Here is a 15,079-nt window from a genome sequence, read left to right as displayed (position 1 = left end):
TAACAACCACAACGAACGGCGAATGCCGACACAGAAGGGAACAGGGGAATGAGCGATTACAAGGATTACCTCACACGACAGGTCATGCTCGGCAAGATGAACCGCCGCGAGTTCTTAGGCCGCGCGGCTGCAGCCGGTATTCTCGCCTCGACGGCAGGCACGCTGTTTGCCACCAGCGCTCAGGCCCAGGAGCCGAAGCGCGGCGGCCATCTGAAACTCGGCCTTGAAGGTGCGGCCGCGACCGACTCCAAGGACCCGGCGAAAGCCCTCTCGCAATTCATGTTCGTCGTCGGCCGCAACTGGGGCGACATGCTGGTCGAAAGCCACCCGACCACAGGCGCGCCGGTGCCGGCATTGGCCGAATCCTGGGAGCCGTCGGCGGACGCCTCGACCTGGACCTTCACCATCCGCAAGGGCGTGAAGTTCCATGACGGCAAGGAGCTGACCCTCGATGACGTCATCAAGACGCTGCAGCGCCACACCGACGAGAAGTCGGAATCCGGCGCGCTCGGCGTGATGAAGTCGATCAAGGAAATCAAGGCCGACGGCGACAAGCTGGTGCTCACGCTGACGGAAGGCAATGCCGACCTGCCGCTGCTTCTGACCGACTATCACCTCATCATCCAGCCGGGCGGCGGCATCGACGCGCCCGACGCCATGATCGGCACCGGCCCCTTCAAGGTGACGAGCTTCGAGGCCGGCGTTCGCGCCACCTTCGAGCGCAATGCCGACGACTGGCGCACCGACCGCGGTTATGTCGATTCGGTCGAACTGATCGCCATGAACGATGCGACCGCCCGCATCGCAGCGCTGTCCTCGGGCCAGGTGCACTACATCAACCGCGTCGATCCGAAGACCGTCAACCTTCTGAAGAAGGCCCCAACGGTCGAGATCCTGAACACGTCCGGCCGTGGCCACTACGTGTTCATCATGCATTGCAACACAGCGCCCTTCGACAACAACGACCTGCGCATGGCGCTGAAATATGCGATGGACCGCGAGACCATGGTCCAGCGCATCCTCGGCGGCTTCGGCAAGGTCGGCAACGACTTTCCGATCAACGACACCTATGCTCTCTTCCCCGAGGGTATCGAGCAGCGTGCCTATGACCCGGACAAGGCGGCCTTCCACTACAAGAAGTCCGGCCACAGCGGTCCGGTGCTTCTGCGCACCTCCGACGTCGCCTTCCCCGGTGCCGTCGATGCGGCCGTTCTCTACCAGGAGAGTGCCAAGAAGGCGGGCATCGAGATCGAGGTCAAGCGCGAGCCCGGCGACGGTTACTGGACCAATGTGTGGAACGTCCAGCCCTTCTCCACCTCCTACTGGGGCGGCCGCCCGACCCAGGACCAGATGTACTCGACGGCCTACCACTCCGGCGCCGACTGGAACGACACCCGCTTCCTGCGCCCGGACTTCGACAAGATCCTGCTCGAGGCCCGCGCCGAGCTCGACGAAGCCAAGCGCAAGGACATGTACCGCACCATGGCGATGATGGTGCGCGACGAAGGCGGCCTGATCCTGCCGATGTTCAACGACTTCGTGAACGCCTCCACCAAGCAGGTGAAGGGCTACGTGCACGATATCGGCAACGACATGTCGAACGGCTACGTCGCGACCCGGGTCTGGCTGGACGCATGATGATGGAAAGCGGACCGCTCACTGGTCCGGTTCCGACGGATGGAACCGCGGGTGCAACACACCCGCGGTCTGCCGAACTTTCCGGAGTACCAGCAAAACCCAACCCTGCTTCCGATGGCCAGATCGGCGGCACCTTCTGGCGGCGCTTCACCTTCCGCCGCCCTCTCGCGGCGCTGATCCTGCAGCGCCTCGGCTTAAGCGTCGGGCTTCTCTTTGCCGTGTCGCTGATGATCTTTGGCGGCATCGAGGCGCTGCCGGGCGACTTCGCCACCACCTATCTCGGCCAGTCGGCAACGCCGCAGGCAGTTGAAAACATCCGCAAGGATCTCGGCCTCGACAAGCCCTGGACCGAACGTTACCTCTCCTGGCTCGGCGGCGCCGTTCAAGGCGATTTCGGCACCTCCTGGGCCAGCAAGAATTCGGTCGGCGAACAGATCAGCAAGCGCCTCGGCAACTCGCTGTTCCTCGCCTTCTTCGCGGCGCTGGTCTCCGTGCCGCTCGCCGTCGGCCTCGGCATGCTGGCGGTGCAGTTCCGCAACCGGCTGCCCGACAAAATCATCAACGTCGTCTCGCTCGCGGCGATTTCTCTGCCGGAATTCTTCGTCGGCTACCTGCTGATCATGTTCTTCGCGGTCAAATACGGCATCGCGACCTTCCCCGCGACCGTCTATGACAGCATGAGTTTCACCGAACGGCTCTCGGCGATCGCCCTTCCGGTCGCAACGCTGGTTCTCGTCGTGCTCGCCCACATGATGCGCATGACAAGGGCGGCGATCCTCAACGTCATGTCGTCGGCCTATGTCGAGACGGCGGAGCTGAAGGGCCTCAGCATGTTCCGCATCATCGCGCGCCATGCGGCTCCCAACGCGGTGGCACCGGTTATCAACGTCATCGCGCTGAACCTTGCCTATCTCGTCGTCGGCGTCGTCGTCGTCGAAGTGGTGTTCGTCTATCCCGGCATGGGCCAATACATGGTGGATGCGGTGACCGTGCGCGACATGCCGGTCGTTCAGGCCTGCGGCCTGATCTTTGCCGCCTTCTACATCTTCCTCAACATGGCGGCCGACATTCTCGCGATCATCGCCAACCCGAGACTGAGGCATCCGCGATGAACCTGAGATCCATCCCCTTGAGCGCCTGGATCGGCATCGCCGGCATTGCGATTGCGATCTTCTGCGCCGTCTTCGCCCCCGTCATCGCTCCCTTCGGGGAACGCGACGTCGTCGGCGACATCTGGCTTCCGGCCGGTGGCGACTTCCTGCTCGGCACCGACAATCTCGGCCGCGACCTGCTGTCGCGTCTGGTCTATGGCGCCCGCACCACCATCTTCGTGGCGCTGGCGGCAACCGTGCTCTCCTTTTCGCTGGGCATGCTCTTGAGCTTCACGGCCGCCGTCGTCGGCGGCTTCACCGATCAGCTTTTCTCCCGCTTCAACGACCTGATGATGGCGATCCCGACGCTGATTTTCGCCCTCGTCGTGCTTGCCGTTCTGCCGCAGCATCTGTGGATCCTGATCCTGGTGATGGCGGTGCTCGACAGTACCCGCGTCTTCCGCATCGGCCGCGCCGTGGCGCTCGATGTCGCGGTCATGGAGTTCGTCGAAGCGGCTCGGCTGCGCGGCGAAGGATCGCTCTGGATCATCTTCCGCGAGATCCTGCCGAACACGCTGTCGCCGCTCTTGGCCGAATTCGGCCTGCGCTTCGCCTTCTCGATCCTGTTCCTCTCCACCCTCTCCTTCCTCGGCCTCGGCATCCAGCCGCCGTCAGCCGACTGGGGCGGCATGGTCAAGGACAACAAGGACGGCATCATCTTCGGCATCTCGGCAGCGCTGATCCCGGGGGCCGCGATCGCGACGCTCGCGATCTGCGTCAACCTCGTGGTCGACTGGCTGATGAAGAGAACCTCCAGCCTCAAGGGAGGACGCGGCGATGCCTGAGATGCTCTCCGTCAAGAACCTCAAGATCGAAGCGACCAGCTACCCGCCGGGCGAACCGCCCAAGGTCGTCACCCTCGTCGAGGGCGTGTCCTTCGACGTTCAGAAGGGCAAGGTGCTCGGCCTCATCGGCGAGTCCGGCGCCGGCAAGTCGACGATCGGGCTTTCGGCGCTCGCTTACGGCCGCGGCGGCGTGCGCATCACCGGCGGTCAGGTCCTGCTCGACGGCAAGGATATCCTGACGCTCGACCGGAACGGCATCCGCTCGATCCGCGGCGCCCGCGTCTGCTACGTCGCGCAATCGGCGGCCGCCGCCTTCAACCCGGCGCACCGGCTCGGTGACCAGGTGATCGAGGCGTCGCTTCGCCACGGCATCATGAGCCGTGACGAGGCAAAGAAGCGGGCGCTCTATCTCTTCCGGGTGCTGGGCCTGCCCAATCCGGAAACCTTCGGCGAGCGCTACCCGCATCAGGTCTCCGGCGGCCAGCTTCAGCGCGCCATGACCGCCATGGCGCTCTGCCCCAACCCCGAGCTGATCGTCTTCGACGAGCCGACGACCGCGCTCGACGTGACGACCCAGATCGACGTGCTTGCCGCGATCAAGCACGCGATCGAGGAGACGCATACGGCAGCGCTCTACATCACCCATGATCTCGCCGTCGTCGCCCAGATCTCCGACGACATCATGGTGCTGCGCCACGGCAAGACCGTGGAATACGGCGCTACGCAGCAGATCATCGAGGCGCCGCGGGAGGATTACACCCGTGCACTTGTCAGCGTCCGCCAGACCAAGCGCAACGAGGCGGCCGACCAGACCGGGACGCAGCTGAAGATCGAGCATGTCAGCGCCGGCTATGCCAACGGCTTCAAGGTGCTGCACGATGTCTCGATGCACCTGCCGAAGGGCCAGACGCTGGCGATCGTCGGCGAAAGCGGCTCGGGCAAGTCAACCCTTGCCCGCGTCATCACCGGCCTGCTTCCGCCGACCGAGGGACGCATCTCGTTTGAGGGCAAGGAACTGCCGCGGGCCTTGAAGGGCCGCAGCAATGACGAGCTCCGCCGCATCCAGATGATCTACCAGATGGCCGATACGGCGATGAACCCGCGCCAGACGGTGCGCGAGATCGTCGGCCGACCGCTCTCCTTCTACTTCGGCATGCACGGCCAGAAGAAGACGGAGCGGATCAAGGAACTGCTCGACCAGATCGAGATGGGCAGCCGCTTCCTCGATCGCTATCCGGCCGAACTTTCCGGCGGGCAGAAGCAGCGGGTGGCGATCGCCCGGGCACTCGCAGCCAAGCCCGAGCTGATCCTCTGTGACGAGCCGACCTCAGCCCTTGATCCCTTGGTGGCCGAAGGCATCCTGAATCTGCTTTTGAAGCTTCAGGAAGAAACCGCTGTTTCCTATGTGTTTATCACCCACGACATCGCCATCGTGCGGGCGATCGCCGACAGCGTCGCGGTCATGCATCGCGGCCGCCTCGTGCGCTTCGGGCCGAAGTCGAAGGTGCTGTCACCGCCCTTCGACGACTATACCGACCTGCTGCTGAAGTCGGTTCCGGAAATGGAGATCGGCTGGCTCGAACGGGTGCTACAGACCCGACGCATGGAAAGCGCCGGCAACTGAGGCAGGCGCTCGATGGACGGGCATGAAGGAAAGCCGATCGCCGCTGCGGCGGTCGGCTTTCCTGCCCCCGATGCCTGGCAACAACGGATTATCAAACCCACCGCGTCACGACACGGCGAGCAACTGCGCCGTCGTCAATGCTCCCAGAAATGCTTGTGGACTTCCTTGTCGACCTGTTTCTCCGTCAGGCCGATGTCGTCGATCAGTTCCGGCGCGTCGGTGGCCATATGGGCAAGCTGGTCGCGATAGTGCTGGCGATCGTCCCACATGGCAAAGAGGCGTCTTGGGTGAAACCACCGGGAGACGCGGCCTTCACCGGGCTCAGCCGTGTGCTCTACGTCATCGGATACGGCGTGGTAGAATTCGGACATGCCTGACAGAAGCTTGCTCATGGTCGTCCTCATCTTTTGCTGGGGCCTTACCGGGCTTTGGATGCCAGCCGAAACTCTAACCTCATAGGACTATGCCGCCATCGCACATGTGCGGTGTTTTGCCTCCAGCATTTGTAGTATTTTGCAGGAGCCGCAGCAGAACCGAACCGGTGAAACGACACGGAGGCAGGCATGACCCGCATCCTGACGCGTCGCTTCGCGCCTGCGGTCCTGTCGGCCCGTGAGCGGGCGGTCGCCGAACGCTTTGCTGCTGGCCTCACCTATCGCCAGATCGGAGAGGCGCTGTGCATCGCGCCGTCGACGGTGCGTAGCCACCTCGCGGCGATCTATGGCAAGCTCGGCGTTCGCAGCAAGATCGAGCTCGCCCATATGTTCGGAACGCCAGACGAAACGCTGCCGGCGGGCACTGCCGCGGAGCAAGGGCCACCGGTCCTGGCCCTGTTCCCCATCGAAAGCCTGAACGAGGAGCAGCGCTGGCACCGCTTTGCCGATGGACTGTCGTCTGATATCTGCGTCGACCTCGCCCGCTATGCGGACCTGCCCGTTATCGCCTTCCAGACGATGAAACTGCTTGGCAGCCGGCCGGAGAACTTCGACGACCACGTTCGGGCCGCCGGCGCCACCCATGCGGTGACTGGGCAGATACGCGCTGACGACCGACAGGTCCGGTTGACGATCCAGCTCTCGGACACGAGTTCGGGCCTCACCCTGTGGAGCGAACGCTATGACCGGCCGCAGGACGATCTGCTCGCGTTGCAGGACAGCCTGACCGAAAGCGTCGTCAACGCACTTGCCGAATGCCTTGCTCTCGGGGGAGCTTTTCGGCGCTGGGACGCGGTTCTCAAAAATCGCTCAATCCGCTGATGTCGCAACCGCCGCGACTGGCGGTGCCGTCACTGCTGGCGGCAGTCGACGTCGCCCACACGTTGAGCCGCCTCGCCCTCGAACGTCACCGTCGCCTCGCCCTTGGCCGAACAATCCCCCTTGGCGCCGCTGCCGGCGCGAAAATGCACGACCGGCTGGCCCTCGATCATGATGCTCGGCACCACCTCGTAAAGCTCCGGCGGGCAGTTGGCGACATCGGAAAGCCGAAGCGCCGGTTGGCCGCCGATCATCACGCTGGTGGCACCGGAAAGCGCGCAGGACGGGATCGGCACGCGTGTCTCCTCGGCCCTCACCTCAGCTATGTCGAATGCCATGCAAAGACAGGCAATAGCTACTGATGCAGATTTCATGATCCCCTCCTACGTCCGTCCCCCCGCCCGCAAATCTATCGCACGACCGAGACCCCGCCTCAATATTCGCCCGGAACCGTCAGCGGCTCGGCATCAGGCGTTTCGAGAAAATTGCGCACCGTCTGCGGCATCTGCCGCGAGCCGAAGGAAAGCACGCCACAGCGCGAAAGCATCTGGCGCAGATCCGGCTGGGGCCCGAGCGAACGCCAGATCATCCGGGATGCGTAAGGCAGGTTCTCCTTGCGCCAGGAGACCCCCATGGTGGTGCCGCGCAGGTAAACGCGCTGATGCACCTCGAACGGCAAGAGGATCGTCTGCGCCAGCATCGGCTCGCGCCCGATGCTGCGTTCGGTAACGAAGATGCGGTTTCGCCAGAAGGTGACGAGGCCGACATATTTCGAGAACTGCTGGATTTCGTTGACGGGATCGCGGATGCGCTCGATCGATTTCACCCGAAACGAGCCTCCCTCCTCGTAGATCCTGGCCGAGGAGCAGACGACCAGCCCCGGCCATGAAAGCGACACGTGGTAGGTTTGGTAGTAGCCGATATGGCGCCTGAGCCCCGCGACATCGCCGGGAAAACCTTCGAGCAACAGCCCCGCATCCGAGCGGTCGCGGTCCGGCCGCGTCATTCGCGCCTCGAATTGTTTCGCCGGCAGTGCGAAATCTTCCGCCGCAAGCCCGAAAAAGCGGGCGATACGCGCGACATTGTGCGCCGAAGGCTTGGCCTCGCCGCCGATATAGCGGTTGAACTGCTGCCTGTTGATGCCGATCTCGCGGCAGATCTGCGAGATCGACCGCCTGGTCGCGCAGGCGAATCTGAGGTTGGCGGCAAAGATTTCGATGTCCTGCAATGCTTCTTCCCCGAACACGCCGATGATGCCGCCGCCTGCTGAAATGCTGAAACCGGAACAACTCCCGGTCGCCGCGGACCGCATCCATTGAGGTAGCGTAAAATCGCGTAAAAAAGCGTCAAGTCGCGAAATTGTGCGTGCCTATGCAGCCGCTAGGTTTTCCCGATAAACATCGCACCAGAGGGAAACCTAGAAATGACCGAATTCACGAAGCGCCCCGACGGCCTGCTTGTCCCCGCGAACAGTGGCCCGGCAGGCATCAGCCGACGCGGCTTCCTGGCCGGTACTGCGGCGCTTGGCTTGGCCGCCGGCCTCGGCGGCACGCTTGCGGCAAGCGACGCGCGGGCTCAAGAACCGAAGCGCGGCGGCCATCTGAAGCTCGGTCTCAAGGGCGGCGCCACCACCGATTCGCTCGACCCGGCCACCTATAGCGGCTCGGTCCTGTTCGTCATCGGTCATCTCTGGGGCGACACGCTGGTCGAGTCCGACCCGAAGACCGGCGCGCCGCTTCCCGCACTTGCCGAATCCTGGGAGCCTTCAGCGGACGCATCCGAGTGGACCTTCAAGATCCGCAGCGATGTCAGCTTCCACGACGGCAGCAAGCTCACCGTCGCCGACGTCGTCGCCACCCTGAAGCGCCATGCGGACGAAGGCTCGAAGTCCGGCGCGCTCGGGCTGATGCGCTCGATCAAGACCATCGAGGAAAAGGGCGGCGCGCTCGTGCTCACCTTGACCGAGGGTAATGCCGACCTGCCGCTGCTTCTGACCGACTATCACCTGATCATCCAGCCGAAGGGCGGTGTCGACAATCCCGCCTCCCCCATCGGCACCGGCCCCTACAAGCTTGCGGGTTACGAAGCGGGCCTGCGTGCCACCTTCGAAAAGAACGCCGACGACTGGCGCTCCGACCGCGGCTTCGTCGACAATGTCGAGATCATCGTCATGAACGACACGACGGCGCGCATCGCAGCCCTCTCCTCCGGCCAGGTGCATTTCATCAACAACATCGACCCGAAGACCGTGCCGCTCCTGAAGCGGGCGCCGCGCGTCGAGATCCTCAGGACCGCCGGCAAGGGCTTCTACAGCTTCCTGATGCATTGCGACACCGCCCCCTTCGACAACAACGACCTGAGGCTGGCGCTGAAATACGCCGTCGACCGCCAGGCGATCCTCGATCGGGTGCTCGGCGGCTTCGGCACGCTCGGCAACGACTATCCGGTCAACGGCAACTATGCCCTGGCCCCTGATGGCATCGAGCAGCGCGCCTATGATCCTGACAAGGCCGCCTTCCACTACAAGAAGTCCGGTCACGACCGGCCGATCCTCTTGCGCACGTCCGACGCCGCCTTCCCGGGTGCGGCCGACGCCGCCGTGCTCTTCCAGGAAAGCGCCAAGAAGGCGGGCATCGAACTCGAGGTGCGCCGCGAGCCGGAGGACGGCTACTGGACCAATGTCTGGAACGTGCAGCCCTTCTGCGCCTCCTATTGGGGCGGCCGCCCGACGCAGGATTCGCGCTATTCGACGTCGTATCTCTCGACCGCCGAGTGGAACGACACGCGCTTCAAGCGCGAGGACTTCGACAAGCTCTTGCTTCAGGCGCGCTCCGAGCTCGACGATGCCAAGCGCAAGGAGATGTACCACACCATGGCAATGACGGTGCGCGACGAAGGCGGCCTGATCCTGCCAGTCTTCAACGACTACGTGAACGCGGCCTCGGCCTCGCTCAAGGGCTTCGTCGACGACATCGGCAACGATCTCTCCAACGGCTATGTCGGCAGCCGCGTCTGGTTCGACAACTGATACCGGCAGCCGTGCATAGCGTTGCAAAAGCAAAGAGATAGAGCGTAAAACGACATGTCCGAACGAGAATTCACCCTGATCGAGAACGAATGGATCCGGCTGAAGGACGGCACTCAGCTTGCCGCCCGCATCTGGATGCCGGACGGAGCCAACATCGAGCCGGTGCCGGCCGTGCTCGAATACCTGCCCTACCGCAAGCAGGGCGGCACCAGCCTGCGCGACGAATCCACCTACCCGGTCTTTGCGGCCGCCGGCATTGCCGGCGTGCGCGTCGACATCAGAGGCTCCGGCGAAAGCGAGGGCGTCATCGACGGCGAATACACGCCGCGCGAACTCTCCGACGGCTGCGAGATCATCGAGTGGATCGCTGCCCAGCCCTGGTCGAACGGCAAGGTCGGCATGATGGGCATCTCCTGGGGCGGCTTCAACTGCCTGCAGGTCGCGGCCTTGAAGCCGCCGGCGCTGAAAGCCGTCATCTCGATCGCCTCGACGGTCGACCGCTACAACGACGACATCCACTACAAGAACGGCTGCCACCTCTCCGCCCAGCTCTCCTGGGCGGCGACCATGCTGGCCTACCAGTCGCGCTCGCCGGATCCCGATATCGTCGGCGATCGCTGGAAGGCGATGTGGATGGAGCGGCTGGAAAACGAGCCCTATTTCATGGAGGAGTGGCTCGAGCACCAGCGCCGCGACGCCTTCTGGCAGCATGGATCGATCGCCGAGGATTTCGAAGGCTTCGACGTCCCCGCGCTCGTCATTGCCGGCTGGGCCGACGGTTACCGCAACACGCCCCTGAAGGCCGTCGAGGGCCTCGGCGGCAAGGCAAAGGCGATGATCGGCCCCTGGGTGCACAAATATCCCCACTTCGCCTTCCCCAAGCCCCGCGCCGATTTTCACGGCGAGGCCATCCGCTGGTGGAACCGCTGGCTGCGCGACGAGAAGAACGGCGCGGAGGAAGGCCCGCAGGTGCGCGCCTATATTCTCGACGGCCCGCGCCCGTCGCTTCGGCGCGACAGCGATCCCGGCCGCTGGGTGGCAAAGGACGCATGGACCTCACCGGAAATGCAGCTTTTCGGCATTTCCCATGACGGACGGCTGACACCTTCGGCCGGCGGCACCGGTATCGGCGAGATTTACCTGAAGTCGCCGCTCGATACCGGCACGGCGTCCGGCGAGTATTTCACACTGAAGCCCGACGCCGAAATGGCCGGCGACCAGCGCATCGACGATGCCGGCTCGCTCGTCTTCGAAACGGCGCCACTGCTTGCACCCGCCGACTATCTTGGCCAGCCGGTGCTGACGGTCGACGTCACCTGCCAGGCGCCAAACGCCAATCTCGCCGTCCGTCTTGTCGACGTTCACCCTGATGGTACCGCCACCCGCGTCGCCTTCGGCGTGCTCAACCTTTCGCATCGCGATGGCAATGCCAGCCCGAAGGCAATGGAGCCCGGCCGCAAGACGCGCGTCGCCCTTGTGCTCGACGCCTGCGGCTATCGCTTCCGCGCGGGAAACCGCATCCGCGTGTCGCTGTCTACGTCCTACTGGCCGCTGATCCTGCCGCAGCCGACCGATCCGGGCCTTTCGATCGACACATCAAGCCTGTCGCTCGCCCTGCCGCAGCTTGGCGCCCACCGCGAGATCGCAGTACCCGAGCCGGAAAACCCCGATCCGCTGCCGAAGTACCGGGAACTGAAGCGCGGCAGCACCAGCCGCACCGTCGAGCGCGACATGACCCACGGCATGACCCACTATCGGATCTACGAGGACACCGGTCTTTCCGAGCATCCAGATACCGGACTTGCCACCCAGGACATCCGAGACGAAACCTGGTCGATCGCACCTGACGATCCGCTGTCGATGATCGGCACCTCGACCTGGACCTGCATCGCCAGGCGCGAGGGCTGGTCCGTACGCACGGTCTCCACCGCGACTTTGCGCTGCACAGCAGGCGAGTGGGTCACCGAGGCCGAAGTCGCCGCCTATGAAGGCGAAACACGGATTTTCGAAAAGCACTTCAGGAAGCGCGTTCCCCGCGACTTCATGTGAGGCATGCCAGGAGCGGGCGAGCCGTTGGCCACGGCCACGCCCGGTCCGGCAGCGCTCTCTTGACTTCATCATTGAGCCATTGTACCAATCGGTAAAGAGTTTACTGATTGGTACAATCATGCGCCATTTCTTCTCGCGTCACCAGCCTCCCGTTCATATCGCCCGCGGCCTCATGGCCGGCACCGGCGGCCTTGTCGCCATCGCCACCCTCGGCGCGCTCACCAATCTTGCCGGCCATCCGATGCTGATGGCGCCGTTCGGGGCAAGCTGCGTGCTGATCTTCTCGGTCGCGGCAAGCCCGCTTTCACAGCCGGCCAATGTCGTCGGCGGCCATTTCATAGCCACCCTCGTCGGCCTCCTGCTGCGGATGGTGTTTCCCAACGAATGGTGGGCGGCAGCAATCGCCGTCGGGGCCGCCATCGCGCTGATGGCAGCGCTGCGCGTCACCCATCCGCCGGCGGGGGCTGATCCGCTCGTCGTCTTTGCCACCGATCCGGGCTTTGAGTTCCTGCTCTTCCCCGTGCTGACCGGCTCACTGGTGCTTGTCGCGGTCGGCGCACTTTTCCATCGCTTCGCCAAAGTCGAATATCCGCTCGTGAGGAAGCCCGCATGAGCCGCCATGTCGCTGAACGTAAGGACGTTGTCGCCATGCTCGCGGAGATCTTTCGCGAACACGGCTATGACGGCACCAGCCTCAGCCTGATCACCGAAAAGACGGGCCTCGGCAAAGGCAGCCTCTACCACTTCTTCCCTCGCGGAAAGGAGGAGATGGCCGAGGCCGTGCTTGCCGATATCGACGCCTGGTTCCGCACCCACATCTTCGACATCCTGCGCAGTTCTGAAGACCCGGATGAGGCGCTGGAGGCGATGTTTTCGGGCGTCGACAGCTACTTCCGCCAGGGCCGCAGGCTCTGCCTGATGGGCGTGATCGCCGCCAGCGGCGCCCACGACCGTTTCGCCCGCGAGATCAACGGCTATTTCACCGGCTGGCGCACCGATCTGGCCGCGACGCTCGTCCGCGCCGGCGCCCCGGAGTTGGAGTCGACCGCGCTTGCCGAAGAAGTCGTCGGCGGCATCCAGGGCGCGCTGATCCTGGCGCGCAGCCTTGACGACCCCGGCGCCTTCGGCCGGGTGCTTTCCCGCCTCCGGGCGCGCTGCCTGAACGCGCCAGCCGGATAACGCGCCCGGAAGGCGCTGCCGCCCCCTCGCCCTTATCCTGCCAGACTGACAAAAATCAGGTCGAGGCCCCGGGTGCGCCTTGACAGAACCCGTCGGCCGCAGATATTAACCGGCAAGTTAAATAACTTTCAGGTTAAAGACTGGGCGCATTGGGGCGCCCGGAGGAGGAGGCATTGATGCAAGCGGCGACAGCAAACGCGACGCGCAAGGATATCAGCCTGGAAATCGTCCGCGATTTCGACGCGCCGGTGAGCCTTGTCTTCAAGGTCTGGTCGACGCCCGAGCATGCGTTGCGCTGGTGGGGGCCAAAGGACTTCACCCCCCATTCGCTCTCCATGGACTTTCGCCCCGGCGGCGCCTGGCGCGCCTGCATCCGCTCGCCGGAAGGACGCGACTACTGGATGGGGGGCGTCTACCGCGAGGTGCGCGAGCCGGAACGGCTGGTCTTCACCTTTGCCTGGGACGAAGAGGGCGAGCCCGGCACCGACACGCTGGTCACCGTCTCCTTCGCCGACATCGGCGGCAGGACGCGGCTAACCTTCCATCAAACACCGTTCGAGACCGTCGAAGAGCGCGACTCGCACCAGGAAGGCTGGGGCGAGTGCCTCGACCGGCTCGGGGATTATGTCGAACATGTCTGAGATTGCTAACGTCGAGAATGCGCATGCGCCTGGCCCGAAGGCGACCCGGCGCGAATGGATCGGGCTTGCCGTGCTGGCCCTGCCCTGCATGCTTTACTCCATGGACCTGACGGTGCTGAACCTTGCGGTGCCGCAACTTGCCGAAGAGCTCAAACCGTCTGCATCCCAGCTTCTGTGGATCATCGACGTTTACGGCTTCATGGTCGCGGGCTCCTTGATCACCATGGGCACGCTCGGTGACCGCATCGGCCGCCGGCGCCTCCTCATGATCGGCTCGGTCGCCTTCGGCATCGCCTCGATCTTCGCCGCCTTCGCCTGGAATGCCGAGACGCTGATCCTTGCGCGCGCCATCCTTGGCATCGCAGCCGCAACACTTGCGCCCTCCACCCTCTCGCTCATCCGCAACATGTTCCTCGACGACCGGCAGCGCACCTTTGCGATCGGCGTCTGGATCGCCAGTTTCTCGGCCGGCGGCGCCATCGGCCCTGTGGTCGGCGGGCTGATGCTGTCGCAGTTCTGGTGGGGCTCGGTGTTCCTGCTGGCCGTGCCGGTCATGGTGCTGATCCTCATCCTCGGCCCGATCCTGCTGCCCGAGTTCCGCGATCCCGATGCTGGCCGGCTTGACCTCATCAGCGCCGCCCAGTCGATTGCGGCCGTCCTGTCGGTGATCTACGGCATGAAGCGCATCGCCGAGGACGGGCTGGACATGAGCGCGCTTATCTTCATCCTCGCCGGCATCGTCGTCGCAATCCTCTTTGCCCGTCGCCAGCTCCGTCTCGCCGACCCGCTGATCGACCTGTCGCTCTTCAGGAAGCCTGCCTTCAGCGCCGCACTTGGCGTCAACATCCTCGGCCTGTTCGTCGGCTTCGGCGCCTTCCTGTTCGTGGCGCAATATCTGCAGCTGGTGCTCGGCCTTTCGCCCTTCGTCGCTGGGCTCTGGTCGGTGCCGACGGGTGTGGCGATGGTCGTCGCCTCGATGACGGTGCCGATGCTCGCCACCCGTTTTGCCGCCTCCAACCTGATTGCAGCGGGCTTCGTGCTGACGGCGATCGGCTTTGCCATCTGCACCCAGGTCGGCACGACGAGCAGTCCTCTGCTCGTCACCACCGGGCTCGTGGTGCTCTGCCTCGGTTTTGCCCCGGTCGGCACGCTGACCACAGACCTGATCGTCGGCTCGGCCCCGCCGGAGCGCGCCGGTGCAGCCTCCGCCATTTCGGAGACCAGCTTCGAGTTCGGCGGCGCGCTCGGCATTGCCGTCCTCGGCAGCCTGCTGACGGCAGCCTATCGCGCCCGCATGGATGAGCTGACGATGAGCGGCCTGCCGGAAGAAAGGATCGAGGCGGCACGCCAGACACTCGGCGGCGCTGTTGCCATCGCCGCCGAGCTGCCACCAGCCGAAGCCGAGCGGCTGCTGACCGCGGCGCGCGACGTCTTCACCCAGTCCTTCACCTTCACGGCGACGATCTGCGTCTTCTTGTCGTTGCTGACGGCCGTCATCGCCTTCCTGCTTCTGCGCAAGGCGAGCGACGATAGTGACGGCAGCGCCCCGGCCGTCGTCGATCAGCCGGCGCCGACTGGAACGGCCGGCTAAGGCCGTCCCTGGAAAACTGAGAGGCGGTTTTCCGACGGCAACCGCGTCATCGCCCATGAGCAACTGGCGCCAGACGCCGGAGTGGAAACGGCAACATCACCACCTCTCATCGAGCGCCGGCTCATTGGCCGACGATCGAT

The 15,079-nt window shown here is 64.4% G+C and carries 14 protein-coding genes; 11 read left to right on the top strand and 3 right to left on the bottom strand.

The window, feature by feature from the left end; all coding sequences use genetic code 11:
- Nucleotides 1-48 precede the first annotated feature (48 nt).
- The 4 genes from MKZ91_RS16455 to MKZ91_RS16440 are packed head-to-tail and all read left to right on the top strand — an operon-like array spanning nt 49 to nt 5,198.
- Nucleotides 49-1,638: an ABC transporter substrate-binding protein gene (locus tag MKZ91_RS16455; RefSeq protein WP_336172111.1), complete on the top strand. Its 1,590-nt coding sequence runs from the start codon at nt 49-51 to the stop codon at nt 1,636-1,638.
- A complete protein-coding gene (locus tag MKZ91_RS16450; protein ID WP_336172110.1) occupies nt 1,638-2,750 on the top strand; it encodes an ABC transporter permease in 1,113 nt (370 codons plus the stop codon). The genes MKZ91_RS16455 and MKZ91_RS16450 overlap by 1 nt, the downstream gene beginning before the upstream one ends.
- Complete coding sequence (locus MKZ91_RS16445; RefSeq protein ID WP_336172108.1) at nt 2,747-3,574, top strand: ABC transporter permease; 828 nt, start codon at nt 2,747-2,749, stop codon at nt 3,572-3,574. Before MKZ91_RS16450 ends, MKZ91_RS16445 begins: the two co-directional genes overlap by 4 nt.
- A complete protein-coding gene (locus MKZ91_RS16440) occupies nt 3,567-5,198 on the top strand; it encodes an ABC transporter ATP-binding protein (RefSeq protein ID WP_336172106.1) in 1,632 nt (543 codons plus the stop codon). The genes MKZ91_RS16445 and MKZ91_RS16440 overlap by 8 nt, the downstream gene beginning before the upstream one ends.
- Nucleotides 5,199-5,332: 134 nt before the next feature.
- On the opposite strand, the gene MKZ91_RS16435 is transcribed toward MKZ91_RS16440, so the two are convergent.
- Nucleotides 5,333-5,590, bottom strand: coding sequence for a DUF1127 domain-containing protein (locus tag MKZ91_RS16435; RefSeq protein ID WP_336172104.1), 258 nt, complete (start codon nt 5,588-5,590; stop codon nt 5,333-5,335).
- Nucleotides 5,591-5,761: 171 nt separating this feature from the next.
- Here MKZ91_RS16435 and MKZ91_RS16430 point away from each other — a divergent pair, with 171 nt between their 5' ends.
- Nucleotides 5,762-6,454, top strand: coding sequence for a LuxR C-terminal-related transcriptional regulator (locus MKZ91_RS16430; protein WP_336172102.1), 693 nt, complete (start codon nt 5,762-5,764; stop codon nt 6,452-6,454).
- Nucleotides 6,455-6,483: 29 nt separating this feature from the next.
- On the opposite strand, the gene MKZ91_RS16425 is transcribed toward MKZ91_RS16430, so the two are convergent.
- Both MKZ91_RS16425 and MKZ91_RS16420 read right to left on the bottom strand, forming a co-directional pair.
- Nucleotides 6,484-6,825: a hypothetical protein gene (locus MKZ91_RS16425; protein ID WP_336172101.1), complete on the bottom strand. Its 342-nt coding sequence runs from the start codon at nt 6,823-6,825 to the stop codon at nt 6,484-6,486.
- Between the two features lie 59 nt (nt 6,826-6,884).
- Nucleotides 6,885-7,670 carry a helix-turn-helix domain-containing protein gene (locus MKZ91_RS16420; RefSeq protein ID WP_442892305.1) on the bottom strand — a complete coding sequence of 262 codons (786 nt, stop codon included), beginning with the start codon at nt 7,668-7,670 and terminating at the stop codon, nt 6,885-6,887.
- A gap of 204 nt (nt 7,671-7,874) precedes the next feature.
- On the opposite strand from MKZ91_RS16420, the gene MKZ91_RS16415 reads away from it, so the two are divergent.
- From MKZ91_RS16415 to MKZ91_RS16390, 6 genes are all read left to right on the top strand, one after another.
- Nucleotides 7,875-9,479 carry an ABC transporter substrate-binding protein gene (locus MKZ91_RS16415; protein ID WP_336172099.1) on the top strand — a complete coding sequence of 535 codons (1,605 nt, stop codon included), beginning with the start codon at nt 7,875-7,877 and terminating at the stop codon, nt 9,477-9,479.
- 54 nt (nt 9,480-9,533) lie between these two features.
- Entirely contained in the window at nt 9,534-11,528 is a 1,995-nt protein-coding gene (locus MKZ91_RS16410; protein WP_336172098.1) for a CocE/NonD family hydrolase, read from the top strand.
- Between the two features lie 118 nt (nt 11,529-11,646).
- On the top strand, nt 11,647-12,141 hold the full coding sequence (locus MKZ91_RS16405) for an HPP family protein (RefSeq protein ID WP_336172096.1): 495 nt from the start codon (nt 11,647-11,649) through the stop codon (nt 12,139-12,141).
- Nucleotides 12,138-12,707: a TetR/AcrR family transcriptional regulator gene (locus MKZ91_RS16400; RefSeq protein WP_336172094.1), complete on the top strand. Its 570-nt coding sequence runs from the start codon at nt 12,138-12,140 to the stop codon at nt 12,705-12,707. Before MKZ91_RS16405 ends, MKZ91_RS16400 begins: the two co-directional genes overlap by 4 nt.
- Nucleotides 12,708-12,883: 176 nt before the next feature.
- Entirely contained in the window at nt 12,884-13,348 is a 465-nt protein-coding gene (locus tag MKZ91_RS16395) for an SRPBCC domain-containing protein (protein WP_336172093.1), read from the top strand.
- Nucleotides 13,341-14,939, top strand: a complete 1,599-nt coding sequence (locus MKZ91_RS16390) for an MFS transporter (protein WP_336172092.1) — start codon at nt 13,341-13,343, stop codon at nt 14,937-14,939. Before MKZ91_RS16395 ends, MKZ91_RS16390 begins: the two co-directional genes overlap by 8 nt.
- The last annotated feature ends 140 nt before the right edge of the window (nt 14,940-15,079 follow it).

This window comes from Ensifer sp. MJa1, from assembly GCF_037026475.1.
GTDB lineage: Bacteria > Pseudomonadota > Alphaproteobacteria > Rhizobiales > Rhizobiaceae > Ensifer.
This window is presented reverse-complemented; position numbering and strand designations above follow the sequence as displayed.